The sequence below is a fragment of the Nocardioides sp. BGA-UO-ETr-FS32 genome, from assembly GCF_059567905.1.
The window spans coordinates 14988-40240 of sequence record NZ_JCAQOX010000004.1 but is presented as its reverse complement, the minus strand read 5'-3'; the positions used below and the strand labels follow the sequence as shown (position 1 = coordinate 40240).

Annotated in this window: 27 protein-coding genes; 12 read left to right on the top strand and 15 right to left on the bottom strand. The window is 68.1% G+C overall.

What is annotated here, in order from left to right:
* Window positions 1–267 precede the first annotated feature (267 nt).
* The 4 genes from AC57BS_RS01490 (at window position 268) to AC57BS_RS01475 (ending at window position 2853) form a co-directional block, all read left to right on the top strand.
* Window positions 268–798: a DUF1295 domain-containing protein gene (locus AC57BS_RS01490; protein ID WP_493824484.1), complete on the top strand. Its 531-nt coding sequence runs from the start codon at window positions 268–270 to the stop codon at window positions 796–798.
* A gap of 165 nt (window positions 799–963) precedes the next feature.
* Entirely contained in the window at window positions 964–1455 is a 492-nt protein-coding gene (locus AC57BS_RS01485) for a sigma-70 family RNA polymerase sigma factor (RefSeq protein WP_493824483.1), read from the top strand.
* Window positions 1452–2108 (top strand): anti-sigma factor family protein, encoded by a 657-nt coding sequence (locus AC57BS_RS01480; RefSeq protein WP_496409768.1) that lies wholly within the window; start codon window positions 1452–1454, stop codon window positions 2106–2108. The genes AC57BS_RS01485 and AC57BS_RS01480 overlap by 4 nt, the downstream gene beginning before the upstream one ends.
* A gap of 55 nt (window positions 2109–2163) precedes the next feature.
* Window positions 2164–2853 (top strand): hypothetical protein, encoded by a 690-nt coding sequence (locus AC57BS_RS01475; RefSeq protein ID WP_496409767.1) that lies wholly within the window; start codon window positions 2164–2166, stop codon window positions 2851–2853.
* Between the two features lie 132 nt (window positions 2854–2985).
* Here the strand turns inward: AC57BS_RS01475 and AC57BS_RS01470 are convergent, their stop codons facing one another.
* On the bottom strand, window positions 2986–3249 hold the full coding sequence (locus AC57BS_RS01470) for a metal-sensitive transcriptional regulator (protein WP_496409766.1): 264 nt from the start codon (window positions 3247–3249) through the stop codon (window positions 2986–2988).
* 336 nt (window positions 3250–3585) lie between these two features.
* Here AC57BS_RS01470 and AC57BS_RS01465 point away from each other — a divergent pair, with 336 nt between their 5' ends.
* On the top strand, window positions 3586–4038 hold the full coding sequence (locus AC57BS_RS01465) for a CBS domain-containing protein (RefSeq protein ID WP_493824479.1): 453 nt from the start codon (window positions 3586–3588) through the stop codon (window positions 4036–4038).
* Window positions 4035–4421, top strand: coding sequence for a DF family (seleno)protein (locus AC57BS_RS01460; RefSeq protein ID WP_493824478.1), 387 nt, complete (start codon window positions 4035–4037; stop codon window positions 4419–4421). Before AC57BS_RS01465 ends, AC57BS_RS01460 begins: the two co-directional genes overlap by 4 nt.
* A 70-nt stretch (window positions 4422–4491) precedes the next feature.
* Here AC57BS_RS01460 and AC57BS_RS01455 read toward each other — a convergent pair whose 3' ends face one another.
* From AC57BS_RS01455 to AC57BS_RS01435, 5 genes are all read right to left on the bottom strand, one after another.
* Window positions 4492–5619: an Mrp/NBP35 family ATP-binding protein gene (locus AC57BS_RS01455; RefSeq protein ID WP_496409765.1), complete on the bottom strand. Its 1128-nt coding sequence runs from the start codon at window positions 5617–5619 to the stop codon at window positions 4492–4494.
* Window positions 5616–8477, bottom strand: coding sequence for a molybdopterin-dependent oxidoreductase (locus tag AC57BS_RS01450; RefSeq protein WP_496409764.1), 2862 nt, complete (start codon window positions 8475–8477; stop codon window positions 5616–5618). The genes AC57BS_RS01455 and AC57BS_RS01450 overlap by 4 nt, the downstream gene beginning before the upstream one ends.
* Before the next feature lie 42 nt (window positions 8478–8519).
* Window positions 8520–9980, bottom strand: a complete 1461-nt coding sequence (locus tag AC57BS_RS01445; protein ID WP_496409763.1) for a 4Fe-4S dicluster domain-containing protein — start codon at window positions 9978–9980, stop codon at window positions 8520–8522.
* 328 nt (window positions 9981–10308) lie between these two features.
* The gene (locus tag AC57BS_RS01440) at window positions 10309–10680 is read right to left on the bottom strand and encodes a DUF202 domain-containing protein (RefSeq protein WP_493824473.1); all 372 of its coding nucleotides are present in this window, start codon (window positions 10678–10680) and stop codon (window positions 10309–10311) included.
* Window positions 10681–10684: 4 nt separating this feature from the next.
* Window positions 10685–11029, bottom strand: a complete 345-nt coding sequence (locus tag AC57BS_RS01435) for a YidH family protein (protein ID WP_496409762.1) — start codon at window positions 11027–11029, stop codon at window positions 10685–10687.
* A gap of 65 nt (window positions 11030–11094) precedes the next feature.
* On the opposite strand from AC57BS_RS01435, the gene AC57BS_RS01430 reads away from it, so the two are divergent.
* Both AC57BS_RS01430 and AC57BS_RS01425 read left to right on the top strand, forming a co-directional pair.
* Window positions 11095–12648 (top strand): SulP family inorganic anion transporter, encoded by a 1554-nt coding sequence (locus tag AC57BS_RS01430; RefSeq protein WP_493824471.1) that lies wholly within the window; start codon window positions 11095–11097, stop codon window positions 12646–12648.
* A complete protein-coding gene (locus AC57BS_RS01425) occupies window positions 12645–13421 on the top strand; it encodes a GntR family transcriptional regulator (protein ID WP_496409761.1) in 777 nt (258 codons plus the stop codon). Before AC57BS_RS01430 ends, AC57BS_RS01425 begins: the two co-directional genes overlap by 4 nt.
* Here the strand turns inward: AC57BS_RS01425 and AC57BS_RS01420 are convergent.
* Genes AC57BS_RS01420 through AC57BS_RS01405 form a run of 4 tightly spaced genes read right to left on the bottom strand, consistent with a single transcriptional unit; the run spans window position 13405 to window position 17472 of the window.
* A complete protein-coding gene (locus AC57BS_RS01420) occupies window positions 13405–15135 on the bottom strand; it encodes a SulP family inorganic anion transporter (protein ID WP_496409760.1) in 1731 nt (576 codons plus the stop codon). The genes AC57BS_RS01425 and AC57BS_RS01420 overlap by 17 nt on opposite strands.
* Window positions 15132–15521, bottom strand: coding sequence for a carbonic anhydrase (locus AC57BS_RS01415; RefSeq protein ID WP_493824468.1), 390 nt, complete (start codon window positions 15519–15521; stop codon window positions 15132–15134). Before AC57BS_RS01415 ends, AC57BS_RS01420 begins: the two co-directional genes overlap by 4 nt.
* Window positions 15518–16096: a rhodanese-like domain-containing protein gene (locus AC57BS_RS01410; protein WP_493824467.1), complete on the bottom strand. Its 579-nt coding sequence runs from the start codon at window positions 16094–16096 to the stop codon at window positions 15518–15520. The genes AC57BS_RS01415 and AC57BS_RS01410 overlap by 4 nt, the downstream gene beginning before the upstream one ends.
* Before the next feature lie 44 nt (window positions 16097–16140).
* Entirely contained in the window at window positions 16141–17472 is a 1332-nt protein-coding gene (locus AC57BS_RS01405) for an MBL fold metallo-hydrolase (RefSeq protein WP_496409759.1), read from the bottom strand.
* Window positions 17473–17656: 184 nt separating this feature from the next.
* Between AC57BS_RS01405 and AC57BS_RS01400 the strand changes: the two genes are divergently transcribed.
* On the top strand, window positions 17657–18859 hold the full coding sequence (locus AC57BS_RS01400) for an NAD(P)/FAD-dependent oxidoreductase (RefSeq protein ID WP_496409758.1): 1203 nt from the start codon (window positions 17657–17659) through the stop codon (window positions 18857–18859).
* A gap of 21 nt (window positions 18860–18880) precedes the next feature.
* Window positions 18881–20149, top strand: coding sequence for an ATP-binding protein (locus AC57BS_RS01395; RefSeq protein WP_496409757.1), 1269 nt, complete (start codon window positions 18881–18883; stop codon window positions 20147–20149).
* Between the two features lie 29 nt (window positions 20150–20178).
* On the opposite strand, the gene AC57BS_RS01390 is transcribed toward AC57BS_RS01395, so the two are convergent.
* From AC57BS_RS01390 to AC57BS_RS01375, 4 genes are read right to left on the bottom strand one after another with little or no spacing between them, the layout of a single operon-like run.
* Complete coding sequence (locus AC57BS_RS01390; protein ID WP_496409756.1) at window positions 20179–21051, bottom strand: cytochrome c biogenesis CcdA family protein; 873 nt, start codon at window positions 21049–21051, stop codon at window positions 20179–20181.
* Window positions 21048–21764, bottom strand: coding sequence for a DsbA family protein (locus AC57BS_RS01385; protein WP_496409755.1), 717 nt, complete (start codon window positions 21762–21764; stop codon window positions 21048–21050). The genes AC57BS_RS01390 and AC57BS_RS01385 overlap by 4 nt, the downstream gene beginning before the upstream one ends.
* Window positions 21757–22215, bottom strand: a complete 459-nt coding sequence (locus tag AC57BS_RS01380; RefSeq protein WP_496409792.1) for a hypothetical protein — start codon at window positions 22213–22215, stop codon at window positions 21757–21759. Before AC57BS_RS01380 ends, AC57BS_RS01385 begins: the two co-directional genes overlap by 8 nt.
* A 14-nt stretch (window positions 22216–22229) precedes the next feature.
* On the bottom strand, window positions 22230–22877 hold the full coding sequence (locus AC57BS_RS01375; protein WP_496409754.1) for an ArsR/SmtB family transcription factor: 648 nt from the start codon (window positions 22875–22877) through the stop codon (window positions 22230–22232).
* Between the two features lie 163 nt (window positions 22878–23040).
* Between AC57BS_RS01375 and AC57BS_RS01370 the strand changes: the two genes are divergently transcribed.
* Together AC57BS_RS01370 and AC57BS_RS01365 are read left to right on the top strand one after the other, a co-directional pair.
* Window positions 23041–23280, top strand: a complete 240-nt coding sequence (locus AC57BS_RS01370; protein WP_493824536.1) for a YgaP-like transmembrane domain — start codon at window positions 23041–23043, stop codon at window positions 23278–23280.
* A gap of 5 nt (window positions 23281–23285) precedes the next feature.
* The gene (locus AC57BS_RS01365; protein WP_496409753.1) at window positions 23286–24047 is read left to right on the top strand and encodes a sigma-70 family RNA polymerase sigma factor; all 762 of its coding nucleotides are present in this window, start codon (window positions 23286–23288) and stop codon (window positions 24045–24047) included.
* Window positions 24048–24069: 22 nt separating this feature from the next.
* Here AC57BS_RS01365 and AC57BS_RS01360 read toward each other — a convergent pair whose 3' ends face one another.
* Entirely contained in the window at window positions 24070–25233 is a 1164-nt protein-coding gene (locus AC57BS_RS01360; protein ID WP_493824458.1) for a cysteine--tRNA ligase, read from the bottom strand.
* Window positions 25234–25253 lie beyond the last annotated feature (20 nt).

The following is a 25253-nucleotide window of genomic DNA, read 5'->3' as shown; positions in this document are numbered from 1 at the left end:
CCACAGCTTCTTCCGCGCGCTAACTGAGGGGGTAGTGCCAGGCCGACCATCGCGCTGGCGCATTCCTCGTGGCCAGGATCGCGCTGCCCGCGTCAAGTCGCGGGCGACAAGGTCAGTGCGGCGACACTGTGGTCGCCGGCCGCTGCCGTCCGAGTGCACCGACCCGCCTTCTGTTGATGCCGCTTGCCACGGCGAGGGGCGCCGAAGAACTCGTCAGCACCTGAAACGCCAAGAGCGACGCCCGCGATTAGGTGTAAGAGTGCTCACGTGGAGAACCGCCAGCAGGATGGAGCCGCTCATCTCGCCGTCCCGACCGCTCAATCGAGAAAACGTCGCGAGGTCGTGCTTGCCTGGACCTTCGTCGCCGTCCAGTTCCTTCTCATTGGCCTGGTGGTCCTCCTTCCGCGCGGCGACGCCTGGAGTCTCCCTGCATCGTTCAGCCTCGCCGCAACCGTCGGCACGTGGACTGGGATCGGACTGATGGTGCTCGCCGCCGCTGCGCTGCGCCGCGGACTGACCGCAGCACCGCTCCCCAACGCACACGCGCGCCTGCGTACCTCGGGGCTGTACCGCTACGTCCGCCACCCGATCTACACTGGACTCCTGCTCTTCACCGCGTCACAGGTCGTCAGCTCTCGCAGCGTGCCCGCCTCCGCCGCTGGCATCGGGCTTCTGCTGCTGATCAATGTCAAGGCCCACTGGGAGGAGCAGCGGCTCGAAGATCGCTTCGCGGACTATTCAGACTACGCTCGCGCGACCCCGCGATTCGTCCCCAGTTGGCCCCGTCGCCGGGCGTGATTCACCCCTCGCGGCGACACTGGATCTCCACGGGACTGAGTGTGACGAGCAGGGCCAGGTGCCAACGCTGTGAACCGATCGGGGAAGCGCGTCGTACCGACGTTTGTGAGATCACTGCGTACAGGTTCGTCGGGATCCGGGGCGACGGCTCAGGCCGACGACCGGATGCTGACCGAGCTGTACCTCCGTCACGGAACGGCCCTCATGACTTTTGTGCTGCGCCTCGTCGACGACCGTGGCCGAGCCGAGGACGTCGTCCAGGAGACGATGCTGCGCGGTTGGCGCAACCTCGATCGCATCGACCCGAGCCGCGGTGATCCGCGGGCCTACCTCTTCGCTGTCGCCCGAAACCTGGTGATCGATCTGTGGCGCGCCGATGAGCGCCGTCCTCGACTCGCCGGCGGCGAGCAGACACTTGCCGTGCAGTCCGTCAGCGATCGCGCCGACGCGATCGTCGACGCACACGTCGTGGAGGAAGCACTGGAGCGGCTCTCGCCCCAACACCGAGCCGTGGTCGACGAGCTCTACTACCGCGGCGCGACGGTCACGGAGGCCGCAGCGACTCTCGGGCTACGACCGGGGACCGTGAAGTCACGGTCGTACTACGCGATCCGCATTCTGCGCACCGCATTCGAGGAGATGGGAGTCGAGCGATGAACCACCACGAAGAGGATGGGGATCACCTGCGTCTACGCGAGCTGCTGGGTCCCTACGTCCTGGGCGGTCTCGAGGCCGACGACCGGACCCAGCTCGAGATCCACTTGTCGACCTGTACGACATGCAAGGACGAGCTCGCAACGTATGCGTCGCTGCCGACACTGCTGCGGGCCGGCGCGCCGAGAGCCGAGAACCGCGGGTCGTCCGACACCGCCCTGACGGATGCGATCGGGGTCCTGCGAATCCGCCGTCGACGTCGTCGGGTGCTCCTCGGCGCTGCCGCCGCACTCGTTCTGGTCGCTGGGGCAGGTACCGGCACCGCGGTGTTGCTGATCGGCCAGGACCAGCCTGCCGCGACCAACCTCGCGCTGATCGCGCCCGCTGGTGTCGACGCCACCGGAGAGACTTCGCTGAACGCCAAACCGTGGGGCACGTCGGTCGACCTGACCTTGCGGGGGCTCCCGCAAGGGGAGCAGTTCGTCGCGTGGCTGGTCTCGCCCGAGGGAGAGAGTCAGCAGGTCGCCACCTGGGGATCGACCGGCAACGGCGAGGTGCGCGTGACCGGTGCCGCCGCACTGGTTCCCGGAGAGGTCGCTCAGGTGCGGGTGACCGACGCCGACGGCGATCTCGTGCTGTCGTCTGCCAACCGGTGAACCGATCCGCGAGCTCTGGCGTACCCCTGCCTGACATCCGACGAAAGGACCCACCATGAAGAAGTCCACCACCGCCGTCACCGCCCTCACTGTTGCCGCAGCCCTTGCCGGCACCTACGCCGCCACCACCGGCAGCGCCTCCGCCACGGCCGGGGGTATGCACGATGGCCGGGCGCACCAGTCCGTTGATGTCGAGATCGTCGCCCCCGGACGCGGCGACAACGCCGGCGTCGCGGGCGCCGGGTGGTTCGTCGACCTCAACATCGACTTCCGCAACACCTCGCTCGCAGGCACCGGATTCACCGGCAACCAGTTGACCGGGCCGGCCGCGCACAACAACACCGCCCCGTTCCCCAGCAGCTTCTCGCCCGGCGCCGACGACAGGATGCCCGGCCTGGTCGTGCTCACCAGCACCACCAACAGCACCCTTCCCGGCTTCTCCGGACCTGGGACCAACCTCGCCAACCTGTTCAACCTCAGCGGCGTCACGGACCGTTCCAAGAACGACGTCGAGCTCTGGGACACCTGGATCGTCGGTGCGCCGATCGCTGGAAGGGATGTCACCACCACGCTGACCGTCGCTGTCATCGACGACCTGAATGACGACGGCATCTACAACGACGCCCCCGCCGTCGTCACCGACCAGAATGCTGACGGCCGCATCGACCAGGGCGACCTCGAGCTCATCGGCGTCGCCTCCAAGGTCGAGACGGTCGAGTTCCGCATCAACGGGGCCCCCGCCTGAGCACCGACGCTGACAAGGACGGCACCGCCCTCGCCAGTACCTCCACGAAAGGCCGACACGGCGCCACCTCCAACCACGCGTGAGGCACGACGAGCGGCCCGCACCTACAGGTGCGGGCCGCCGTCGGCGTCTTCATGCGAGTGAGAGGAAGAGCTTCTCCATCTTCTTCACGTCGACGCTGTCCAGCTCGTCCCCCGATGTCAGACACTGCTGCAGGCCGCTGGCGACGATGGCAAAGCCGGCCCGGTCCAGGGCCTTCGACACCGCAGCCAGCTGGGTGACCACGTCCTCGCACTCACGCCCGTCCTCGAGCATCCTCAACACCCCAGCCAGCTGACCTTGGGCTCGCTTGAGTCGATTGATCACGGGAGCCATGCTTTCCGACTCCAGCTCCATCACCGATCACCTCCGGCCAGAGCGCCACCTCGCGTGGCGACCAAGGCCCCGTACGAACCTGCAACGGCTGTACACATCGTGTGGTTCACGCTGCCTCCTGCTCGGTAGTGCCGCCGAAGGATGTCGGGCACTACGCTCAGTGTTACATACCCCTTGGGGTATTCCAAGGCTGAAACGGCCGGCAGTGGGAAGCTCGGTCCGCTGAAATGCCCGGACATATGGTTGTGCAGGAAAGTCTCGCACGTCTAGCCTCGTTCATCTGAAGACCGCGCTCGAGTCGACGGCGCCGAGTCAGCCCAGAGTTGCCCGCCGAGGACGCAAGGACGGGAAGGAAGGATGATTGTCGAAGGATGTTCCGGGCCACCGCAGAGTGCAGCCCTGAAGGAAGCCGGCTCCATCGTGGCTGAGGCGATGGTTCGATCTCCGCGCGTCCTTCCGGCCGATGCGGTGCTTCGCGACGTACGTGCCGAATTCGAGGACGACCACGTCCACATGGTGCTTCTCACCGATGGCGACTTGTTGTGCGGAACCCTGGTGCGAGGCGACCTCCCCGACCGCGAACTTGACCTGCAGACAGCACTCGGCTTCGCCCAGCTCGCAGATCGCACCGTGTCCGCGACGGCGCTCACAGAGGCGGTCCTGGAGTGGCTGGGCGCGCGTCACCAACGCCGTCTCGCCGTGGTCGACGACCATGGTCTGTTGTTGGGCCTGCTGTGCCTCAAGGCGAATGGGACCGGCTTCTGCTCTGATGCCGACGTGGCCTCGCGCGTCCGAAGAACCAGTCCATGAAGCGGGCCGCGCCTCACAACGGGGATCTGAGGCGCGACGTGCCTAAAGTGGGAGTCGACGTCCCACTCAGGAGGAACCGACCCGTGCGAGTTGAACTTCTCTACTTCGATGGATGCCCGAACTGGACGGTCGCTGAGGAGCGACTCCACGAGGCGCTGCGGTCGGTGGATCGAGATGACGTCCGGGTGACCAGGGTGAGGGTCGGTAGCGCTGAGGAGGCGGAGGACCTAGGGTTCGTCGGCTCGCCCACCATCCGTGTTGACGGGGTGGACCCGTTCGCGTCCGGTGGTGAGCAGGTAGGCCTGGCTTGCCGCGTCTACACGACCCCGGGCGGATTGGGAGGCTCCCCCTCCACGGAGCAACTGGTCGAACTCTTGACCTGACGCGCACCGCTGGAGGTGCCATTGCGGATGGCCTCGGGCGGCCCAGCAGTCCTGGACCAGCGGACGCCGCTCAAGCGACGACGCTGAGCGGCAACGGCACACCCACGATGCTGCGCCGGACGGTGGGAAGGCTGGCTGCCAGCGCGCGGAACACGTGCGACGCCCCGGAGACGGGGTCGCGGCGCACGACGGGCACCCCCTCGTCGCCGGCTTGCCGTATCGCGATGTCCAGCGGGATCTGTGCCAGGAGGTCGACACCGAGCTCGGCGGCCAGCTGGGCCCCTCCCCCTTCGCCGAACAAGGGCGTCTGGTGCCCGCAGGACTGACAACTGGCCGTCGACATGTTCTCCACGACGCCGGCGACAGGCATCCGGGCGCCGAGCGCCATCCGGCCGACACGGCTCGCGACAGCTCGAGCTGCGGGCTGAGGGGTCGTGACGGCGAGGAGCGCCGCTGACGGAACGAGTTCGAGCAGCGACAGCGTGATGTCCCCCGTCCCCGGGGGCAGATCCATGAGGAGGACGTCGAGGTCTCCCCAGTGGACATCGCTGAGGAACTGCTCCAGCGCCTTGTGGAGCATCGGTCCGCGCCAGATGACGGGCTCGTCCTCGGACACGAGGAAGCCGGTGCTCATGAGCCGAACGCCGTGGGCCTCGATGGGGAACATGATCCCGTTGAGCGCGACGGGGGCACGTCGTACGCCGAAGAGCTGAGGCACCGAGTAGCCCCAGACATCGGCGTCCAGCAGCCCCACCGCCAGGCCTTGGTCGGCCAGAGCGACCGCCAGATTGGCGGTGACCGACGACTTCCCCACGCCGCCCTTCCCGCTGGCCACTGCATAGATGCGCGGCGCGACCAGCGGGACCCCACCCGTCTCAGGACCACGCAGCGTCATGGCGAGGTCGCGGCGGGCCCGGTCGTCGAGAACACCGAAGGTGAGCTCGACGGAGGCTGTGGGCACGACGCTGCGCACCGCTGCGGTCACCTGCGACCGGAACGTCTCCCTCAGCGGGCACGACGGGGTGGTGAGCCGGATCTCGACCGTGACCGTACCGCTGCGGTCGGCACCGATCGCTCCGACCATTCCCAAGTCACCGATCGGCCTGTGGATCTCGGGGTCCTCGACCCGGCCGACCGCCGCACGGACGACCTCGACATCGAAGCGGGGCGGTGGCGCTGATCGCCGGAACCTCGTCACGACACTTCCTCTGGCTGGTCGACCCGATAGGCCTTCCGCTTCGGGGTGACGTGCCGCATCAGGAACTCGGGGCGGCGCTGGCCGCCCGGACCGGGGCCCGGCCGGGTCATGGCGAGCCATCGGCGATACACCTCGCGTGACTTGTTGACGTCGACCTCGACGTCACCGTACTGATCATCAGGGTGGGCCTTCTCGATACGCACCTTCTGGTGCCAGCAGTGCATACCTGACACCGGGTCGGGCTGGACCGGGAAGGTGAGGTTCTGGTGCACCCCCGGGTCGTCCCAGTAGATCCGCTCGGAATCGGGGTCCTCGCTCTTGAACGGCTTCACACCGTCGGTGTAGCGGAGCTTCCAGATCCCCTCGTCCGAGCGGTCGAGCTTGACCTTGCCCATCGCCCAGCGGCTGCCGGGCGCGCCCTCCTGCGTCCACCGACCCATGTGGTGGGACAGGCCGACCACACCAGGACGGATCGCCTCGGTGGCCCAGACGCGGACGATGAAGTGACCGATCTCGGTGGTCACCCGGACCAGGTCGCCGGTGGTCAGGTCGAGCGCGGTGGCGTCGCCCTGGTTGAACCAGAGCGGATGGGTGTTGCTGATCTCATTCAGATACTTTGCGTTGCCGGAGCGCGTGTGGATCAGCGTGGGGAGCCGGAAGTTGGGCATCAGCACGAATTCGTCGTTGGAGCGGTCGATCTGCCGGGCCGAGACGTGCGACTCGATGTAGCCCGGGGTCGCCTGCTCGGGCCAACCCCAGTCGGCAAGAGTCGTGGAGTAGAGCTCGAGCTTGCGAGAGGGTGAGAGCCAGCCGGCCGTCTTGGTGCCGTCCTCGTGCACAAGGCCCACGGCGCCGGCTTCCCCGACGAGTGGCGGCGCCGTCTCCATCGTGACCGGCTTGCGCAGCACGCCGGTCTCGTCCGCAGTCGCCCCTTCGAGCTCTGCGTCCGTGAGGACGCGCTCATCGAGCCGATAGAGGTCCTTCGCGACCTCGAACACGCCGTACTTGCGCATGTATTGCAGCGGCGTCATGCCCTGCGCCTCGGCAGCTGCCGGGAGGCCGGGAACGCTGCTGCCGAACAGGGTGTCGTAGTACTCGTCCTGCGTCATCTTCTCGCCGGGGTGGGCCTGCGACTCGAAGTACTTGCGGATGCCGAGCGAACCGTCCGGGTCGATCTGCCACGAGACGTCGAACCAGAACTCGTTCTCCTCCCACACCTCACCGGGGTTCGCGTCACGGCTGTCGCGGTAGGGCATCCCCCGCTGCTCCATCGCGACCCGCTTGACGGGCTGCCTGAAGGCGATCCACTTGGACGTGTGCGTCTCGAACGACATGGTGTCGTGGCGTTCAGAGGCGTGGCCCATCGGAAGCACGTAGTCGGCAAACGTCGCGGACTCGCTCCAGGTGGGCGTGAGCGCGACGTGCAGGCCGATCTTGCTCTCGTCCTTCAATACGTCGATCCAGGTGAACCCGTCGGGATTGACCCACAGAGGGTTGTAGACCCGACTGAAGTACACGTCGAGCTTTCCACGACCGTCCTTGAGCAGGTGTGGCAACAGGATCGACATCTCGTTGGTGGTCAGCGGATACTCGGCCGGCCAGAGCTTTTCGCTCCAGATGTCGTTGGCTTCGGGCATGTCGGGATAGTGCGCGATGAACTTGTCCCACCCGTTGGGGTGCGTGCCCCCTTCGGTGCCGACGCTACCGGTGAGGACGTTGAGGAAGAAGAGGCTGCGAGTGATCTGCCACCCGCCCAGGTTGCCGGCCGCGGCGGAGCGCCACGTGTGGGTGGCGAGCCTCGTGTCGGCGTTGGCGACGATGCGCGCCAGCTCCTCGATCTGTGCGACCGGGACGTGGGCTTCCTTCGCCGCGTACTCGAACGTGTATTGCTCGTAGTCCTCGGTGAGGCGGTCCAGGAACACCTCGAAGTCCTTCGGCGCGTCAGGGTGCAGCCGCTCGAGGTAGACGTCCCAGTTGACCCAGCGGCGCATGTACTCCTTCGCGACCTTGCGGGTTCGCAGCAGGTAGGAAGCGACAGCCAGGAAGATCGCGGACTCGCTGCCGGGCCACGGGGAGATCCAGAGGTCGGCATGGGAGGCGGTGTTGGACAACCGCAGGTCCAGGACAACCAGCTTGGCGCCGTTCTGCTTCGCCTCCATGATCCTCTGGGCGTGCGGGTTGAAGTAGTGACCGGTCTCGAGGTGGCTCGACAGCAGCAGCATCACCTTGGCGTTGGCATAGTCCGGCGACGGACGGTCGTAGCCCATCCAGTGGGTGTAACCGGTACGCCCGCCTGAGGAACACACGTTGGTGTGGCTGTTGTGACCGTCCACGCCCCATGCCTGCAGTACGCGCTCCACGAAGCCGTCCTCGCCTGGCCGGCCGACGTGGTACATCACCTCGTCCTTGCGGTCCTCGATGATGGCCTTGCGGATCCGCGCGGCGATGTCGGCGACGGCCTCGTCCCAGGAGACGCGCTCGAACTGGCCGGATCCGCGCTCGCCGACCCTCTTGAGGGGGTGGAGGATCCGATCGGGGTCGTTGACCTGATTGATCGTCGCCGGACCTTTGGCGCAGTTACGCCCACGCGAGCCGGGATGCGCCGGGTTTCCCTCGAACTTCTTGATCGAGAGGTCCTTGTGGTCGACATAGGCCAGGAGGCCGCACGACGACTCACAGTTGAAACAGATCGTCGGGATCAGCGAGTAGCTGTGCGGGACCTTGCGTGGATGAGCCTTCGCGTCGTACTCGACGTGGTTGTCCCAGTCCTCGGCCGGCGGGTAGTTGCGCAGCCCCTCGTGGGAGCGCGCCCCGGGCATCGGGACCTCGGTCCTCTGACGTTCCTGCTCAGCCGTCATGGCAGTTCCTTCCGACTCGGGTTGCGCCCGTCGATGTCCTGGTCACGAGAGCGGCGGGTCCTGGCCCGCGCGGACGAAGACACTCTCGTAGGCGAGCAGTGCGGGCTGGACGATGAGTCCCGCGACCGCCAGAAAGACGACCGATGTCGCGCCCAGGGCGAGTCCGCCAAGCACCGCGGCCACGACCGTGGGCGTCACGGACGCAAACCAGAAGGTCTGGGCGTACCTACCGTGGGTGACCATGTGGGCGGCGACCGCTGCTTGCCGGCTCGCGTGCTTGCCGAAGTACTCCAGGCCCAGGATGAGCAGGTGCATCACTGTCGAGATCACGAAGGACGCGGCGACGAAGCTCCATGCGGAGTCGGTGAGGTCGGCGAAGAGCCCGGCCACCGCAAGCGCACCGCTACCGACCATCACCGCTTGAGCGAGCAGGTGCCAGAACAGGACCGGCGACTGCCACAGGTCCCGACCCTCGGCCTGTCCGAAAAGGAAGGCGGTGTAGCCGGCCATCATCGCGCTCGCGGGTATGCCCAGCCAGGCCAGAGCAGTCGTCATCCAGCCGAGGTCGAGGACAGCGGCTAGCAACCACAACACTGCACCCCCCGAGAAGATGGTGAGTGCGTAGGCGCCGAGCACGATCCACGACGTGAAGTTGGACTTGAGGAAGATGTAGAGGAAGCGCTCCGGCCGCTTGAGGTCCCACACGAGGAGGGCCCCGGTCGTCGCGGCACCGAACAGTCCCAGCAGCGGGGCGATGTAGTCGCCCGTCGCGCCCAGCTCGACGCCGAGCAGGTGGGCCAGGCAAGCCAGTGCGAGCGCGCCCGCACCGATGCCCTTGGTCCACAGGTAGGTGACGACCTTCCAGCCCCAGGGACGCGGGTGGGCGGTGTTCAACGTGGTCCGCGCGTTCGTGGCCGGGTCGCCCGGAAGGTCGTTGGCGGTCTCGAGACGCTGGGCGTCAGGCCTTGCCCAGATGTAAGTGTCGTCGACGGGGGCGGCCAACGGGTCGAGGACTGCACGATCTGCCCCGAGGTAGAAGACGTTGGGGCCCGTGTTCTGCTCCGGAGCACGCACAGCGGTCGGGTTGTTGTTGACCAGCTTGCTGATGCCTGACGTCGGGTCTTCGAGGTCTCCCACCCAGATGGAGTGGGTCGGACAGACCACGACGCAGGCCGGCTCGAGGCCCTCGTCGATGCGATGGGCACAGAAGTTGCACTTCGCGGCGGTGTGGGTGTCGGCGTCGATGTAGATCGCGTCGTAGGGGCACCCCTGCATGCAGCTCTTGCAGCCGATGCAGCGATCCTTGTCGAAGTCGACGATGCCGTCGTCCCGCTTGAAGAGCGCTTCGGTCGGGCAGATCTTGATGCACGGGGCGTCGGTGCAGTGATTGCACCGCATCACGCCGAAGTCCCTCGTGGTGGCGGGGAACTCGCCGGAGTCCACGTACTTCACCCACGTGCGGAACTGCCCGAGAGGCACCTCGTGCTCGGTCTTGCAGGCCACCGTGCATGCGTGGCAACCGATGCAGGTGCGTTGGTCGATTGCGAATCCGTACTGCACCGCAGTGTCCTCACCTTCGTCTCACCTGCTGTCAGGTGACGGACGCTAGACCTCCTCGCAGAGGACCACAAGCATTTGTCCGGGCATTTGTCGAATCCACTACTGCGCCGGCGTGAGGTATGCGGACGCACTGCGCGCGCGTGCGCTTGAGATCGAGCTGCCACGAAATGCACGGACAAATGCTTGTGGCCGCGACATCCCCGGTCTAACGTCCGTCATCTGGACGTCGACAGTTCAGGCGACGTAGTCGCGTTGCTGAGGGAACCGGACCTCAGATCGCACCGGACACCCAGAGGTCCAGGACAACCACAACGACGGTGATGCTGATGATGCACGAGGTCGCGAGGAGCACACGCGGTCGCCAGCGGTCATCGTCGACGAATGGCTTCGCCAATGTGTCTGGATCAACGCGGTCGTGGGCGCGCCGATACCCCAGGGGCACCATGGCCAGTGTGATGGTCGCCGCCAGGGCCACCAGTACCAGGCCGGCAGCCTGCGTGGCTCCTCCCCCGTCCACGACCTTCACCAGCAGGAGGCCTACTGCACCCAGCGAGACGGCCGTCCGCTCCCAGGCGAGGGCCGTCCGTTCCAGTGCGGCGACGCTGTGGCGCAGGGGGCGTGCGCCCTGCGGGTCCTCACTCACCGGCTCACACCAGGACGAGCGCCGCGACCAACAGCGCAACGATGACCAGTCCGCCTGCCACGAGGCGCAGCATCCCGGGACCGGGGAGGGTCGTGTCGGTGCGCAAGGCGTGCTCGGTGGCTGCCCAGCGGCGATAGGCCAGAGGAGGAAGCACCGCAGCCAGCACCAGAACCGCTGCGCCGGTCACGATCCGTACGACGGGGTGGCCCACGTCATCGAGGACGGCCAGCACGGCGACACCCCCCGCGAGCAGCCCGAGCGCAGTACGGATCCACGCCAGGAACGTCCGCTCGTTGGCGAGGCTGAACCTGTAGTCCGGGTCCGAGCCCACCTCGTCGTGGTCTGCCACGGCGTGACTCCTCGTCGGTCGAGATCAGTGGTCCGGATCATTCTGGCCGACGAGCGTGGTCGGTTGTGATCGCCCCCCGACGCGGCGATGTCGTCGCCGGCGTCACCGTCGCGATGGTGCTGGTGCCGCAGTCGATCGCCTACGCCGCGCTCGCCGGACTGCCGCCCCAGGCCGGACTCTACGCCGCCGCGGCAGCACCGATACTGGCCGCGCCCGTCGGCTCGTCCCCCTACCTCCAGACCGGACCGGTGGCCCTGACGAGCTTGTTGGTAGTGGGCGCCCTCAGCCCTCTCGCCGACGCTGGAGAGACCCGGTATGCCGCACTCGCCGCCCTGCTTGCCCTGGTCGTAGGAGCGATTCGGGTCCTCGTCGGAGTGACCCGCACCGGCATGGTGGCGTACCTGATGAGCCAACCCGTGGTGAGCGCGTTCACCTGGGCAGCGGCCGCCCTCATCGTCTGCTCGCAAGTGCCCACAGCACTGGGGCTCCAGTCATCGTCGACGGACCCCGTCGCCGGCGCCGCGGCTTCCCTCACCTCACCCAGCCTCTGGCTGCTTCCCGCCGCGGCGATCGCGCTGTCGGTCGCAACGGCGACCTGGGGTCTGCGACGCGTGAGTCCGCTGCTGCCGGGTGCGATGATCGCCTCGTTCGTCGCCGCCCTGGTCGTGTCCACGGCCGGTCTCGACGTGCCGCTCGTAGGGTCCGTCCCCGGCGGCCTGCCAGGCCTTGCGCTCGATCTGCCTTGGTCCTCCCTCCCGGACCTTCTGCTGCCTGGTCTGGTGATCGCGCTCGTCGGCTTCGCCGAGCCCGCCTCCATCGCGCGCCAGTACGCCAGCGCCGACCGTTCCGCCTGGGATCCCGACCGTGAGTTCGTGGGCCAGGGCCTGGCCAACCTCGGAGCGGGCTTGGTGGGCGGGTACCCAGTGGGCGGCTCCTTCTCCCGGTCGGCGCTCAACCGGCTCTCCGGAGCCCGCACCAGGTGGAGCGGGTTGCTCACCGGGGCGTGCGTGCTGGCAGTGCTCCCGTTCTCCCAGCTGCTGTCGGCGTTGCCGACCTCCGCGTTGGCCGGGCTCGTCGTCGTCTCCGTCCTCCCACTGCTCAACCCACGTCCAGTGCTGCGCACCTGGCGCATGTCCAGGCCGCAGCTGGGTGTGGCGCTGGTGACACTCGTCGTGACTGTCGTCGCCGCGCCAAGCGTGCAGTGGGGTGTGATCGCAGGCGTCCTTGCCTCGCTAGCCGTCCATCTTTGGCGGGAGCTACGCCTCGACGTCGAGGTCTGGCGGAACGAATCGATCCTCCACGTCCGGCCTCAAGGAGTTCTCTACTTCGCGTCCGCGCCGCGACTCGAGACGCTGGTTCTCGCCGAGCTCGCCGGACACCCCGACCTCACGCACGTGACACTCGAGCTGCAGAGGCTCGGAAGGATCGACCTCACTGGTGCACTGGTGCTGCGTGCCATCTGCCGGGACCTGGGAACCGGCGGCGTCGTCGTCGCCATCCAGGGGGTCCAGCCCCAGTGGCGCCCTCTGGTGGAGTCGGTCTTCGCCGGGGAGGAGGTTCACTACACTCGTGCGGCATTGCCACACGACCCCCGCACGCGCCCAGGAGATGGTCCATGACACCCCGCAGCCGCGGCCCCGGCGGACTCGACCGTGCCGACGCGTCGCCGTTGTGGCAGCAGCTGTACGACGACCTGGTCCGCCGGATCGAAGGCGGGGAGTTCCCCGACAGGTTTCCCGGCGAGATCGAGCTGGTCGACGACTACGGCATCAGCCGGCACACCGTGCGCGAAGCACTCGGACGACTTCGACGCGATGGTGTCATCCAGTCGTCCCGCGGCCGGTCGAGCGTGGTCGCCCCAGGTGTCATCGCCCAGGACCTGGGCGCGATGTACTCGTTGTTCCACGAGCTCGAGTCCCGAGGGATGGAGCAGCGCAGCGAGGTGAGGGTGGTCGACCGGCGACCCGACTCGGTGGTGGCCGACCGCCTCGGCATCGCCGGCGGACCCGACCTCATCTACATCGAACGCCTCCGCTACGCCGACGAGCTGCCGATCGCCTGGGACTGCGTATGGCTCGACCCGGCCCTGGCTTCCGGATTGCTCGACGTCGACCTGTCGCACACGGCCCTCTACGACGAGTGGCACCGCGTCGCCGGCGTGCGGCTCAGCGGCGGACAGGAGACGATCCGGGCGGTCGTGCCCACGGTCGGCCAGCGCGAGCTGCTGGGCATGGACGCCACCGAAGCCGCGCTGCTGGTGGAACGAGTGGGGCTCGTGGATGAGCGCGCCGTCGAGTACCGGCGCACCCTGGTGCGCGGCAGCAGGTTCAGCCTGACCGCGCAGTGGTCGACGACGCGCGCCTACCAGGTGGACGTCAGCGGTCGGCCGTAGCGGTCTCGTCGAGCCATCCCACCGGATCATTGGTCAGGGGCAATCCTCGCACGCTGTCCAGCACCGTCCCACGCACGCGACCTGACGTCGCGAGCTCCCGGAACCAGTCGGTGCGCTCCAGGACGTCGCGAACCGGTCCGCGCAGCCCGCCCAGGTGCGTCTGGACCCCGATGCCGTCGAGGTCATCAATCAGCTGGCCGAGCATCTCGGCACCGGTGAAGTCCGCCGCGTTCACGGCCGTGGCGTCGACAACGAGGAATCGTGTCCCTTCCCGTCCGCGTAGCTGCTCGGCGAGGTCGTCGGCGATTGCCCGTGCTCCGACGAAGGACAACGGAGCGTCGATCCGCACGACCAGCAGCTCCGGGTGGGTGACCGTTTCGTGGCGCTCAACGTTGCGGAACATTCCCTCCGCCGGGCAGTAGCCGAGCTCCGGCATGTGTGGTCGGTTGAGGTGGCGCAGGAAGAGCGCAAAGCTCACCCCGACGCCCAGAGCGAGACCCCACGTGGGCCCGAGGACCAACGTCGCGGCGGCTGTTGCCAGGAGCGCTACGAGGTCGCTTCGCCTCACGCGTCCCACAGCACGTGCACCCCGGACATCGATCAGTGTGGCAACGGCGACCAGGATGATGGCCGCCAGCGCTGCCTTCGGGATGAGGGCCAGGACGGGCGTGAGGACCAGCAGGCTGATCGCCACCAGCACCGATGCGACGACGCCGGACATCGGAGTTCGCGCTCCTGCGTTGTAGTTGACCGCGCCGCGCGAGAACCCGCCAGCAACAGGCATCCCTTGCATCAGGCCGGCTGCGCCGTTCGCGAGGCCGACCGCGACGAGCTCGCGGTCCGGCTCGATGCGGGTGCGCGTCTTGCGGGCGAAGGCGCTGCCGGTGCTGATCGACTCCATGTAGGAGATGAGCGCGATGGCTGCCGCCGAGGGCAGCAGAGCCGTCACGTCGGCCCAGGGGCTCGCGGGCAGCCGCGGTAGCGGGATGCCGGAAGGGATCTCGCCTATCTGGCGCACTGGCAGGTCGAGCAGGACGACCACCGCAGTTGCCGCGCCTACCAGGAGCAGGGGACCGGGCACCCGAGGAGCCCAGCGCTTGATGCCGACCAGAGCCACGATGGACAGGACGCCGAGGAGAGCCGTGGAGACGTCGAGAGACTCGAGGTTGGGGACGACCTGCACGAGCCCGTCGACGAAGGTCGTGCTGGAGCCGCTCAGCTGGAGACCGAGAAGATCCTTCACCTGGGTGAGCCCGATGGTGAGAGCGGCCGCGCTGGTGAAGCCGGCGATGACCGGGACGGACAGCAGGTTGACCAGAGCGCCGAGCTTGGCCGTCCCTGCGGCCACCTGAAGGACGCCGATCATCACGGTCAGCAGGCTGGTGAGTGCTACGTATCGCCCGGCATCACCGTCCGCCAGTGGTGCCACGGCTGCCGCTGTGAGGAGCGAGTCGATGGCCACTGGGCCGACGGAGATGAAGCGGCTGGTGCCGAAGACTGCGTAGACGACCAAGCTGACCATGGCGGCATAGAGGCCGGCGATGGGCGGGACCCCCGCGAGGGCGGCGTACGCCATCGCCTGCGGGACGACCAGCACCCCGACCGTCGCACCCGCCCGGAGATCCGCAAGGGCATCCCCGCGGCGGTAGGCAGGCAGCCAGCCAGCGATCGGGAGGACACGGGCCAGTCGGCCGCTGTCAGGTAGATCGGTCATTCGACCTCTTCGATGGTGCTGGTGTCGGTGTGCACGAGCCACCCGGTCACATCGGTGCCGCGGAGGAGATCGCGAACCTGGAAGACGGCCTCGCGCAGCTGGTCCCGTCGCTCCTCGAGGTCGACGGCGTTGGCCGCGCAGTCCGTGTGCGCGACCACTGCCGCTCGGGTGGAGCCGTGCCGGTGCACCGAGACCTCGAGGGCGTCCCACACCGCGTGCTCGTCGGGGAGGTTGCCGACGGCCGCCTCCGGCCCCGGCAGGGTCACGACGTCGATGTAGTCGACGCCCCACTCGCGGCGCAGCTCCTGACGCACCACCTCAGCGATGCGGCCGTCGATGCACGTCAGAGCGACGCCGAAGGAGGCAGCGGCGGCGGTTTCGCTCAACGCGCGCCGAGCCTGGTGAGCGCCTGGTCGATGTCGCAGGCCGGGCCACGGTTGTAGGGCAGCTTGCTCAGCAGGTTGCCCATCATGCAGGTGTTGCTGACGGCGGCGAAGACCAGTCCCCCACCGACCCCGGCACCGACCCACTTGGCCTTCGGAAGCAAGGCGCTGCCGGCGACAGAGGCGAAGACGAGAGATCCTGCCACCAGCCGGACCTGACGCTCGAGCGCCCACCGCTGCACCTCGCCGCGACGCACCGGCGCGCCGGCCTGCTGCCAGGCGTTCATCCCGCCCTGAAGCAGGACGAGGTCCTGCTTGCCGTGGTTGCTCAGCTTGGTCGCAGCCTGTTCGGCACGTCCGCCGCTCTGGCAGACGAGGACCATGGTCCCGCCTGCGTTGTGCACGATCTCGCGAAGGTGGGGGTCGAGCCGGTCGACGGGGATGTTGACGGCACCGTCGATGTGGGCGGTCTCGAACTCACCGGGGCTGCGGACATCGAGCACCAGGGTGTTGCTGTCCTGGATGAGGCCTTGGGCCTCGGAGACGTCGACGGACTGGACAGGTGTCGGGGTCGCCATGAGATGGACCTTTCGTTCGTGGTGCAGGGGGATGGGCGGGACGATCAAGCAGGGATGGGCGCGAGGTCCGGTACACCGGCACCGGTGAGGACTCGGACGTCGGAGAAACCGGCTGCCACGAGCCCACTGGCCGCGATCGACGCGCGACGACCGCTGGCGCACGCCACCAGCACCGTGGCCGACGGGTCGAGCTGATCAGGGACACCCGTCGTGAAGACCTCGGGGGCGAAGCGCTCCACCGCACCGGGCAGGCGCACCTGTGCGAGCTCGCTGGGCATCCGCACGTCGAGCACCTGGACGCCATCGTCGACGAGCTTCCGGGCCTCGTCCACCTCGATGAGGCTGAAGCCCGGTCCGAGCTCATCGGTGGGCTGGACCTCGACCACTCCGGCGACGGTGTCGAATCCGATCTGGGCGAGCTGGGTGATGGCCTCGGCTGCGTCCTGACCGGGCTCGGCGACGATGGCCACCGGCTCGTTGTAGGGCAGGAGCCACCCTGCCCAGCTGCCGAAGTCGATACCCATCTCGATGCCGACGCTTCCGGGCACGAGACCGGCGGCCTGGCGCTGGCGCGGGCGCATGTCGACCACGTTGAGGTCGCGCTCGCTCAGCTCGTCCAGGGTCAGGACGGGACGGTCCTTCGCCGGCATCGGCTTGACGCCCATCGTGTTGGTCGGGCCCATGAAGCGGTAGAAGCCTGGGATCGGCATCGGCAGGCGGAGCATCTCCTCCGCGAGCTCGTCGGGGCCACTGAGCTTGAGGAGAGGGTTGGTCGCGACCTCGTCGGCGATCGTCGAGGTGTAGAGGCCGGCCCCCGAAGAGGTGCAGAACGAGCCCTCACCGTGGGTCGGAAGGAGCTCGACGTCGCCCGGCAGGGCGGCGAGGCGGTGGAGCGAGCCGTGCTGGAGCCGTGCCAGCGTCTCGGCGCGCTCGGGACCGAGAAGATCTGGACGGCCGGCCGAGCCGACCAGCAGGCTGCCGCCGGAGAAGACCGCTACCTCCTTGCCGTCGATCAGGATCACGTAGCTGGTGTGCTCGGGAGTGTGGCCGGGAGTGTGGAGGGGCCGGATGCTCAGGCCGTCCTCGCCCTTGAGCTCCTCGAGGTGGAAGGCCGGGGTGTAACGGTAGGCAGCGGCCGCCGCTGCCGGTAGGACGAGCTCGGCGCCGGTCCGCAGTGCGGCTTGCTCTGCGCCAGAGACGTAGTCGTTGTGCAGGTGGGTCTCCAGCACGAAACGGAGCTCGAGGTCACGCGCAGCCGCCTCGTCGAGGAAGCGAGAGATGTCGCGCTGGGGGTCGACGAGCACTGCCTTGCCCTCGTGCTCCAGCAGGTAGGTCTGGTCCCCCAGCCCGGGGGTGCGGAAGGAGTGAATCTCCATCGCTGTCGTGCCTCCTCGTGTAGATACCCTGTGGGGTATCTAATGTACGGACTTTTGATCGGACGTCAAGTCGGCTGCCCTTGTCCGCTGCGACAGGCGCGGCGTAATGTGCGTCACTCAAGCAAATGTCCGTTCATTCCGCATCTGCACCAGGGGTGCGACGTAGGTGGGAGTCCACGACCTCATGGCCACTGCACGGCAGCACAAGATCGTCATCATCGGAGGCGGCTCGGCCGGGATCAGCGTCGCCGCGCGCCTTCGGAAGGCCGGCGAGGCCGACGTCGCGGTCATCGACCCGGCCACGACCCACTACTACCAGCCTCTGTGGACGCTGGTCGGTGGCGGCTGCGCACCCGCCGCCGAGTCCGCTCGGCCACAGGCCAAGGTGATGCCGTCGGGTGTCAGCTGGATCCGGAAGCGGGCCGAGGGCGTCGACCCCGAGCGACAGCTGGTCGCGCTCGACGACGGCACCGACGTCGGCTACGACTACCTCGTGGTGTGCCCGGGCATCCAGCTCAACTTCGAGGGCGTCGCAGGAATGAAGGAGGCGATGGACGCACCCGCGGTGTCGACCAACTACTTGCTCGACTCCGCTCCAACAACGTGGCGCAACATCCAGGCTACGCGTGGCGGTACCGCGGTGTTCACGATGCCGGCAGGTCCGATCAAGTGCGCGGGCGCCCCCCAGAAGATCGCCTACCTGGCCGCCGACTACTGGCGGCAGCAGGGCACCCTGAAGGACACCCGTGTCGTCCTCGTCCTTCCCACCCCCGGCATGTTCGGGGTCAAGGTGTTCGCCGACGAGCTCGAGCGCGTCGTGGCTCGCTATGGCATCGAGGTCCACAAGAACTCCGAGCTGGTCGAGATCGACGGCCCGGGCAGGAAAGCGGTCATCCGCAACAACACCGATCAGTCGACGACCGACATCTCGTTCGACATGGCTCACGTCGTGCCGCCGCAGTCAGCCCCCGACTGGATCAAGGGTGGTCCCCTCGCCGACCCGGAGAACCCGATGGGCTATGTGGGCGTGGACAAGCACACGATGCAGCACACGCGCTTCCCCAACGTCTTCGCACTGGGCGACGCCGGCTCCACGCCCAACTCCAAGACGGGCGCGGCGATCCGCAAGCAGGCACCTGTCGTCACCAAGAACCTGCGCTCCGTGATGGCCGGCGAAGAGCCGGACGCGTCGTACGACGGCTACGCGTCCTGCCCCCTCACGACGGCGCGCAACAAGATGCTGCTCGCGGAGTTCGACTACAACCTCGATCCTGCTCCGTCGTTCCCGTTGATCGACGCCACCAAGGAGCGCCGCGACATGTGGTACCTCAAGCGGCGCGGCCTCCCGTTCATGTACTGGAACCTGATGCTGAAGGGTCTCGCCTGACCTACGGGTCAGGTGCGCCGGATGGAGTGGCTGCTGCGCGAGGCGTCCCCACAGGACGTCGAAGACCTGGTGCGACTCGACGACGCGTCCTCGACCGCGCACGAGGACCCCGCCTTCACCATGGCAGAGGTGGTGTCGGCGGTGACGGACCGCCACCCGGGGGTCGTTGCGGTGCGCGAAGGCGCAGTGGTGGGCGCGGCCGTCAGTCGCGTCGACGGTGACACCGCTTGGGTCCTGCGGCTCACGCTCCACCCCACGGCACGCGGACGGGGGCTCGGGAGCAGCTTGATCGGTGCTCTCGAGCAGCGGCTCGTGGCGCTCGGCGTACGCCGGATCCGCGGCGTCCTGCCCGCGCACGAGACCGGTACCCAGGCCTTCTTGAACTGTGGCTTCAGCGAGCGTGCCCCGATGCTGCTGTTCGAGAAGACCGAGGGTGTCGATCCCCGCACTGCCGCCCTGCTCCGCGATCTCGGTGGCGAGATGCTTCCCCAGGGCCTGTGGGCAGACATCTCCGGGATGACCGAGGAGAAGTCGTTGATCGAACGCCGTCTGATCCTGCCCCTGTCACAGCCACAGACTGCAGCGGCACACGGCGTCCAGCCGCCGCGCGCCGTCCTGCTGTTCGGCCCACCCGGGACGGGGAAGACGACGTTCGCGCGCGGCGTGGCGAGCCGGCTGGACTGGCCCTTCGTCGAGCTCTTCCCGTCCCGCATGGCGATGGCCGACGGCGGCCTCCCGGCAGGGCTCGGTGCCGCCTTCGCGCAGCTCGACGACCTCGAGCATGCCGTCGTTTTCATCGACGAGGTCGAGGAGATCGCAGCCCAGCGCGAGGCCTCGGCCGGATCAGTGGCAGTGGTCAACGAGCTGCTGAAGGTGCTGGTGTCGTTCAGACGGCGCCAGGGTCGTCTCTTCGTCTGCGCCACGAACTCCGTCCGGACCCTCGACTCGGCCTTCCTCAGGCATGGCCGCTTCGACTACGTCCTGCCGGTCGGACCGCCCGACGACGTCGCCCGCAAAGCCATGTGGGAGCGACACCTGATGCAGATGGGCGAGCACGATGTCGACCTGGATGCTCTGGTCGTCGCGTCGGCCGACTTCACGCCTGCGGACATCGAGCACGCGGCGCGTGGGGTGGCCCAGCGCATGTTCGAGGCGACGGTCGATCACGGCAGTCGCCGCCCCGCCTCGACTGCCGACGTCCTTGACGTCCTAGACGGAACCCGCCCCACGCTGGAGCCCACGACGGTCTCCGACTTCGCCGACGACATCAGTCGCTTCGCCCGCACATGAGCACGGCCCTTCCAACGCGCAGGACGGCGTCAGCGCGCGTCGACCCGATCGTCCTCGGTTGACCGCTCGGCCTCACTCCCCCGCCGGCGCCAAGCCACTGTCAGGGCGACCAGCACCACCCCCAACGGGAGCACCCACGATGGCACCTGGGCCGCCCACTCGGTCACGGTGCGCTGCGCGTCGTACTCCACGTCAGTGAGGTCTCCCATGCCGAGCGAGCCGGTCAGTCCCGCAGTGCCGTCGTATCGCAGGAACACGGCACCCACCGCGATGAACAGCAGCCCGGCGACCAACGACGTGGTGTGCACCTGGAGACGGCCGAAGGACAGCATCCGACCGCGCAACCAGCGACGACTACCCAGGTCGAAGCGGTCCCAGAGGACTGCGAGGACGAGGAGCGGCGCCGCCATGCCGAGCGCGTAAACGGCAAGAAGCGCCCCGCCCTGCCATGGCGAGTCCTGCGTCGCAGCCAGAGTGAGGATGGCGCCGAGCACAGGCCCGGAACAGAAACCGGCAAGGCCGTAGACAGCTCCGAGGACCAGTGTCGACGCCCACCCCTCACCTCCGCGCGACGCCGCCCACGACTGCAGCCACTGAGCTCCAGGCATTGCGAAGCCTCGCCCGAGTAGCTGGAGGACACCGAGCCCGATGATCGTCCAGCCCGCGATCGCGATGAGGAGCGGCCGGTGGCCGTAGAAGAGGGACGAGGCAGCACCGGCTCCTGTGCCGAGGGGCACGAGGGTCAGGAGGAGCCCGAGGTAGAAGACCGACGTGCGCCCGACCAGCGCCCGACGGCTCGCAAAGGCGTAGGCGAAGAACGACGGCAGCAGCAGCGCACTGCACGGCGAGAGCAGTGCCAGGATCCCGGCGGCGAACGCCGCCAGCACGCCGACTTCGCTCACGACCCAGCGTCCTTCGCAGCCTGCTCGATGGTCTGCTCGAAGACCTCGATCGGCTGGGCGCCGATCACGGGTACGCCGTTGATCACGAAGGCCGGAGTGCCAGTTACTCCGATCGCTTGCCCCTCAGCGAAGTCCTTCTGCACCAGCGCCTCACTGGCAGCAACGTCCGAGAGGTGCTCACGGAACTCGTCGACGTCGAGGCCGATGTCCTCGGCCACCGAGGTGAGGTAGTCCGCGTTGAGCTCGCCGCTGTTGGGCGGGAGCTGGTCGGCGTACATCGCCTCCTCGAACTCCCAGAAGCGGTCCTGCGCAGCCGCCGCTCGACCGCCGCGGGCGGCCACCATCGACTCCGAGCCGAGGTAGGGGAAGTCGCGCCACTCGATGCGCAGGATGCCGCTGTCGACGTACTTCTCCACGAGCGTGGGCTCGGTGTCGCGGGCGAACTTGCCACAGAACGGGCACTGGAACTCGGAGTAGGCGATCATGACGACGGGCGCGTCGACGTCACCGAGAGCCATCGGGTCGCCCGGGTCGCGTCGTGCCAGCTGCTCGGCGGCCTCCGCGGGAGCCGCGGACTCGGTCACCGGCGCACTTCTGACCGCGGCTTCATTGCTTTCCTCGCCGTTCCCCTGGACGACCACGAAGAGAAGGACGATCGCCGCGATCACTGCAACGACGATCGGAAGGACGGGGCTCTTGCGGGGCTCAGGCACGGACAGTGTCTCCAGACAGCGTGGTGGGACAGGACAGTTCTCCGAGCAACCGACTTCGCAGCGCCCAGAGCAGGACCAGGACCGCTACGCCTTGCAGTAGCGGCTGGAAGGGTTCGAACCATGTGATCGCTCCCGCGCTCCCGAGGGCGAGGAGCACGAGCTTGTTGCACACCGGGCATCCCACGGCAAAGTAGGTGAGCATGCCGCCGATCCAGCCGCCGCGCCGGGTGGAGACCCGGTCAGGCTGCGACGGTGCGCGCACATAGGTAGCGGTGAGCAGGCCGCCCAACACCGAGGACACCAGCAAGGACGGCCACGCCCACCACGTGGGTGGGATCTCCCGGCCGAACACGGGGGTGTCGATCAGGTCGGTCGGCACGGCAACGACCAGCACGAACGCTGCAGCAGCGCCGAACGCGACCGCCCACCGGCGCGCGGGCCAGGCGAACATCACCCGCACGGGCGTCACGGTGCGCCGCTCGCGACCGGCAGGCCCGCGGTCCGCCACTCGAGCATGCCGTCCTCCAGGCGGCGTGCCTCGATGCCCTCCCCGCCCAGCAACCGGACCGCGTCGTGAGCCATCACGCAGAAGCTCCCGCGGCAGTAGGCGACGACCGATGCTGAGGCACGCAGACCGGCAGCCTCGTCGGTGAGGGACCCCAGCGGGGCGTTGCGCGCACCAGGGATGTGACCGGCGAGGTACTCCTCGGGCGGGCGCACGTCGAGCAGCGTGATCTCGCCTGAGGCCAGCAGCTCCGCGAGCTCGGGGCGCGAGATCAGTCCCACCTCGTCGGAACCGGGTAGGTTGAGATAGGCCTCGAGCGCCTGGCTGACGTCGGCCGAGCGCTCACGCGCCACGGTGCGCATCGCCGAGTAGAGGTGGGCGACGTCGTCGCCTGCGAGCCGGTAGTGAACCTTGGTGCCCTCCCGCCGGGTCATCACCAGGTTGGCCAGCTTGAGCACCTGCAGGTGCGCTGACGCGGTGCTGAGGCCCATGCCCGCGGCACGCGCCAGCGCGTCCACCGTCCGCTCCCCCTGCGCCAGAAGCTCGACGAGCTCGAGCCGCTTGGCACTGCCGAACGCCTTGCCCACCACGGCGAGCTCGTCGAACACGCGTGCTCGGCGATCGTCTTCTTCCACCATTCCTCCAAAGATCTTTGGAAGAATGGTAGGTGACGTCCTTGCCGCATTCAACCGGCACGCGAAGGCCGGGCCGATGTATCCCTCTCGCCACCTGCTGCGTCCATGGGGCACCATCAACTCGAAGGAGACCATCATGAAGACCAACATGGGCACCCTGGACCGTCGGCTGCGACTGTTCCTCGTCGCTCCTGCTCTTGTCGTCGCCGGGATCGTCGTCGGCCCGCTCGGGGTCGTTCCCGTCATCCTCTACGTCGTCGCAGGCGTGATGGCAACAACGTCACTGGTTGGGTCGTGCCCCCTCTACACCGTGCTGGGGATCCGCACCTGCCCGGTCGATGGCGGCATCGGATCGCGCTCGCGGGTCACGCGGTAGGACCCGTGGCAGAGTCGATCGACGAAGGCGTCCTGACCAGGGAGGCGGCAGGGCTCCTGCGCTACGCCAGCAGCATCGCCCGAGACTCCGTGCTGGCCGAGGACCTGGTGCAGGAAGCATTGGCCCGGGCCTGGGAGCGACGGGCTTCGTTCCGCGGCGAGTCGTCGCCGGCCACGTGGCTCCACCGCATCCTGCACAACCTGGCCGTCGACCACGCCCGGCGGGCACGCGAGGTGCCCAGCGACGATGTCGTGTCGATGGTCGAGAAGCAGTGGCAGGACCCGGACTACGTCGTCGACGCAGAGCTGGTGGCTGAGCGCGCCCAGACGAACGAGGATCTCAAGGATGCCCTGTTGCGTCTCCCGTTCGACCACCGCACCGTGGTCGTGCTGCACGACATGGAAGGACTGACCGTGGCCGAGATCGCACGCATCCAAGGGGTGGGTCTCGCCGCCGCCAAGCAGCGGTTGCGTCGTGGGCGGATGATGCTGGTCAGCGCCCTGGCCCAGGGACCCGAACGGCTCGCGGCGCGCAAGGGGGTTCCGCTCACCTGTTGGGACGCCCGCTCCTTGGTCTCGGACTATCTCGACGATGTCCTGCCTGGACGTGATCGCCGTCGTCTCACCGCGCATCTCGAGGCGTGCCCGACCTGTCCATCGCTGTACGCCTCCTTGGTGCGTGCTCGCGATGCTGTCGGGCACCTGCGTGACCGCGATGCGGTCGTCCCCGCTCACCTTGCCCGGCGCATCGGGAGGGCCGTGCGCTGACGGCGACGCGGCGCACCGATGATCAGCCCAGTTTGAGAAGGGCGATGGCCCGGCGGGCCACCTCGCCCCCGTGGCGCTCGGCGAGCGCCAGGGCTCGTGGAGCGTCGAGATCGACGCTGAGCGCCGCGTGGACGAGTTCCGGATCGCCGCCATCGGGGCCGGACGCAGCCGCATAGAGGCGGGCCAGTCGCTCCTCCGCTTCGTCGAGCATGTCGGGTCGGAAGTCCCAGGGCTCGGCAAAGGGCCGGCTCAGCAGCAGCAGTCGCATGGCTGCCGGGGATCGGGCACCGAGGAGATCGTCGACCAGCACCAGGTTGCCGGTGGACTTCGCCATCCTGGCGCCCCCGATGCGAACCTCGCCGACATGCACCGTGGCGCGCGCGAAGGGTGTCACTCCTGACACACCTTCGACCATGGCTGACTGGTAGGCGTGATGGGGAAAACTCAGGTCCTGACCTCCGAGCAGGACGTCCACCGACGATCCGTGGACAGCCATGGCCATGGCCGCACACTCCGCGTGCCACCCTGGCCTCCCCCATCCCCAGGGACTGGGCCACGCGGGGGCACCGTCGCCGGACGGTCTCCACAAGGCCACGTCGAACGGACCCTCCTTGTCGGGACTCCCGGGCTCGTCGCCGTACTGCTCAGCGAGGCGCCATGCGGCATCGTGGGTCAGGCCGGCGCGGGCCGGCACGTCCTGGCCGCGAAACCACACAGTCCCCTGACGCTCGTAGGCCATCCCCGCCCCGAGGAGCGCGTCGGTCAGCTGCACGACAGCCTGCACATGGTGCCGAGCACGGGGTTGGGCCGACGGCGTGGCCACCCTCAGAGCAGCCATGCTTCGATCGAAGACCGCCTCCTGCGTGAGCGCGAGCTCGTCGTAGTGCCACCCGCGGGCGCGTGCGGCGGTCGTCAGGACGTCGTCGACGTCCGTCACGTTGCGACACGTGCGCGCCTGCACCGACCCGGTCGACAGCACGGTTGCCAGCAGGTCAGCCCACACGAAGGTGGACGCGTGACCCAGATGCGTGACGTCGTACGGCGTGATGCCACACACGTAGATGCGGGCGACTCCGACGGTGGGCAGTGTGCGTCCCCCCAGCACGAGAGGCGCAGGAACCCGGGGAACCGGTCCGACGCGCTGTCGAGCATCGTCGACCCCTGAACTCATCTGCATGGCAGGCATGACTCATCCTCGCAGCCGCA

Bases quoted from the DNA above. Each gene is read 5' to 3' on its own strand.
- AC57BS_RS01480 (WP_496409768.1), top strand. From the start codon at position 1,452: ATGAACCACCACGAAGAGGATGGGGATCACCTGCGTCTACGCGAGCTG.
- AC57BS_RS01395 (WP_496409757.1), top strand. From the start codon at position 18,881: ATGGAGTGGCTGCTGCGCGAGGCGTCCCCACAGGACGTCGAAGACCTG.
- AC57BS_RS01405 (WP_496409759.1), bottom strand. From the start codon at position 17,472: ATGGAGATTCACTCCTTCCGCACCCCCGGGCTGGGGGACCAGACCTAC.
- AC57BS_RS01360 (WP_493824458.1), bottom strand. From the start codon at position 25,233: ATGCCTGCCATGCAGATGAGTTCAGGGGTCGACGATGCTCGACAGCGC.
- AC57BS_RS01450 (WP_496409764.1), bottom strand. From the start codon at position 8,477: ATGACGGCTGAGCAGGAACGTCAGAGGACCGAGGTCCCGATGCCCGGG.
- AC57BS_RS01460 (WP_493824478.1), top strand. From the start codon at position 4,035: ATGAAGCGGGCCGCGCCTCACAACGGGGATCTGAGGCGCGACGTGCCT.
- AC57BS_RS01410 (WP_493824467.1), bottom strand. From the start codon at position 16,096: ATGGCGACCCCGACACCTGTCCAGTCCGTCGACGTCTCCGAGGCCCAA.
- AC57BS_RS01425 (WP_496409761.1), top strand. From the start codon at position 12,645: ATGACACCCCGCAGCCGCGGCCCCGGCGGACTCGACCGTGCCGACGCG.
- AC57BS_RS01475 (WP_496409767.1), top strand. From the start codon at position 2,164: ATGAAGAAGTCCACCACCGCCGTCACCGCCCTCACTGTTGCCGCAGCC.
- AC57BS_RS01380 (WP_496409792.1), bottom strand. From the start codon at position 22,215: ATGTTCGCCTGGCCCGCGCGCCGGTGGGCGGTCGCGTTCGGCGCTGCT.
- AC57BS_RS01370 (WP_493824536.1), top strand. From the start codon at position 23,041: ATGAAGACCAACATGGGCACCCTGGACCGTCGGCTGCGACTGTTCCTC.
- AC57BS_RS01420 (WP_496409760.1), bottom strand. From the start codon at position 15,135: ATGACCGATCTACCTGACAGCGGCCGACTGGCCCGTGTCCTCCCGATC.
- AC57BS_RS01485 (WP_493824483.1), top strand. From the start codon at position 964: ATGCTGACCGAGCTGTACCTCCGTCACGGAACGGCCCTCATGACTTTT.
- AC57BS_RS01465 (WP_493824479.1), top strand. From the start codon at position 3,586: ATGATTGTCGAAGGATGTTCCGGGCCACCGCAGAGTGCAGCCCTGAAG.
- AC57BS_RS01400 (WP_496409758.1), top strand. From the start codon at position 17,657: ATGGCCACTGCACGGCAGCACAAGATCGTCATCATCGGAGGCGGCTCG.
- AC57BS_RS01470 (WP_496409766.1), bottom strand. From the start codon at position 3,249: ATGGAGCTGGAGTCGGAAAGCATGGCTCCCGTGATCAATCGACTCAAG.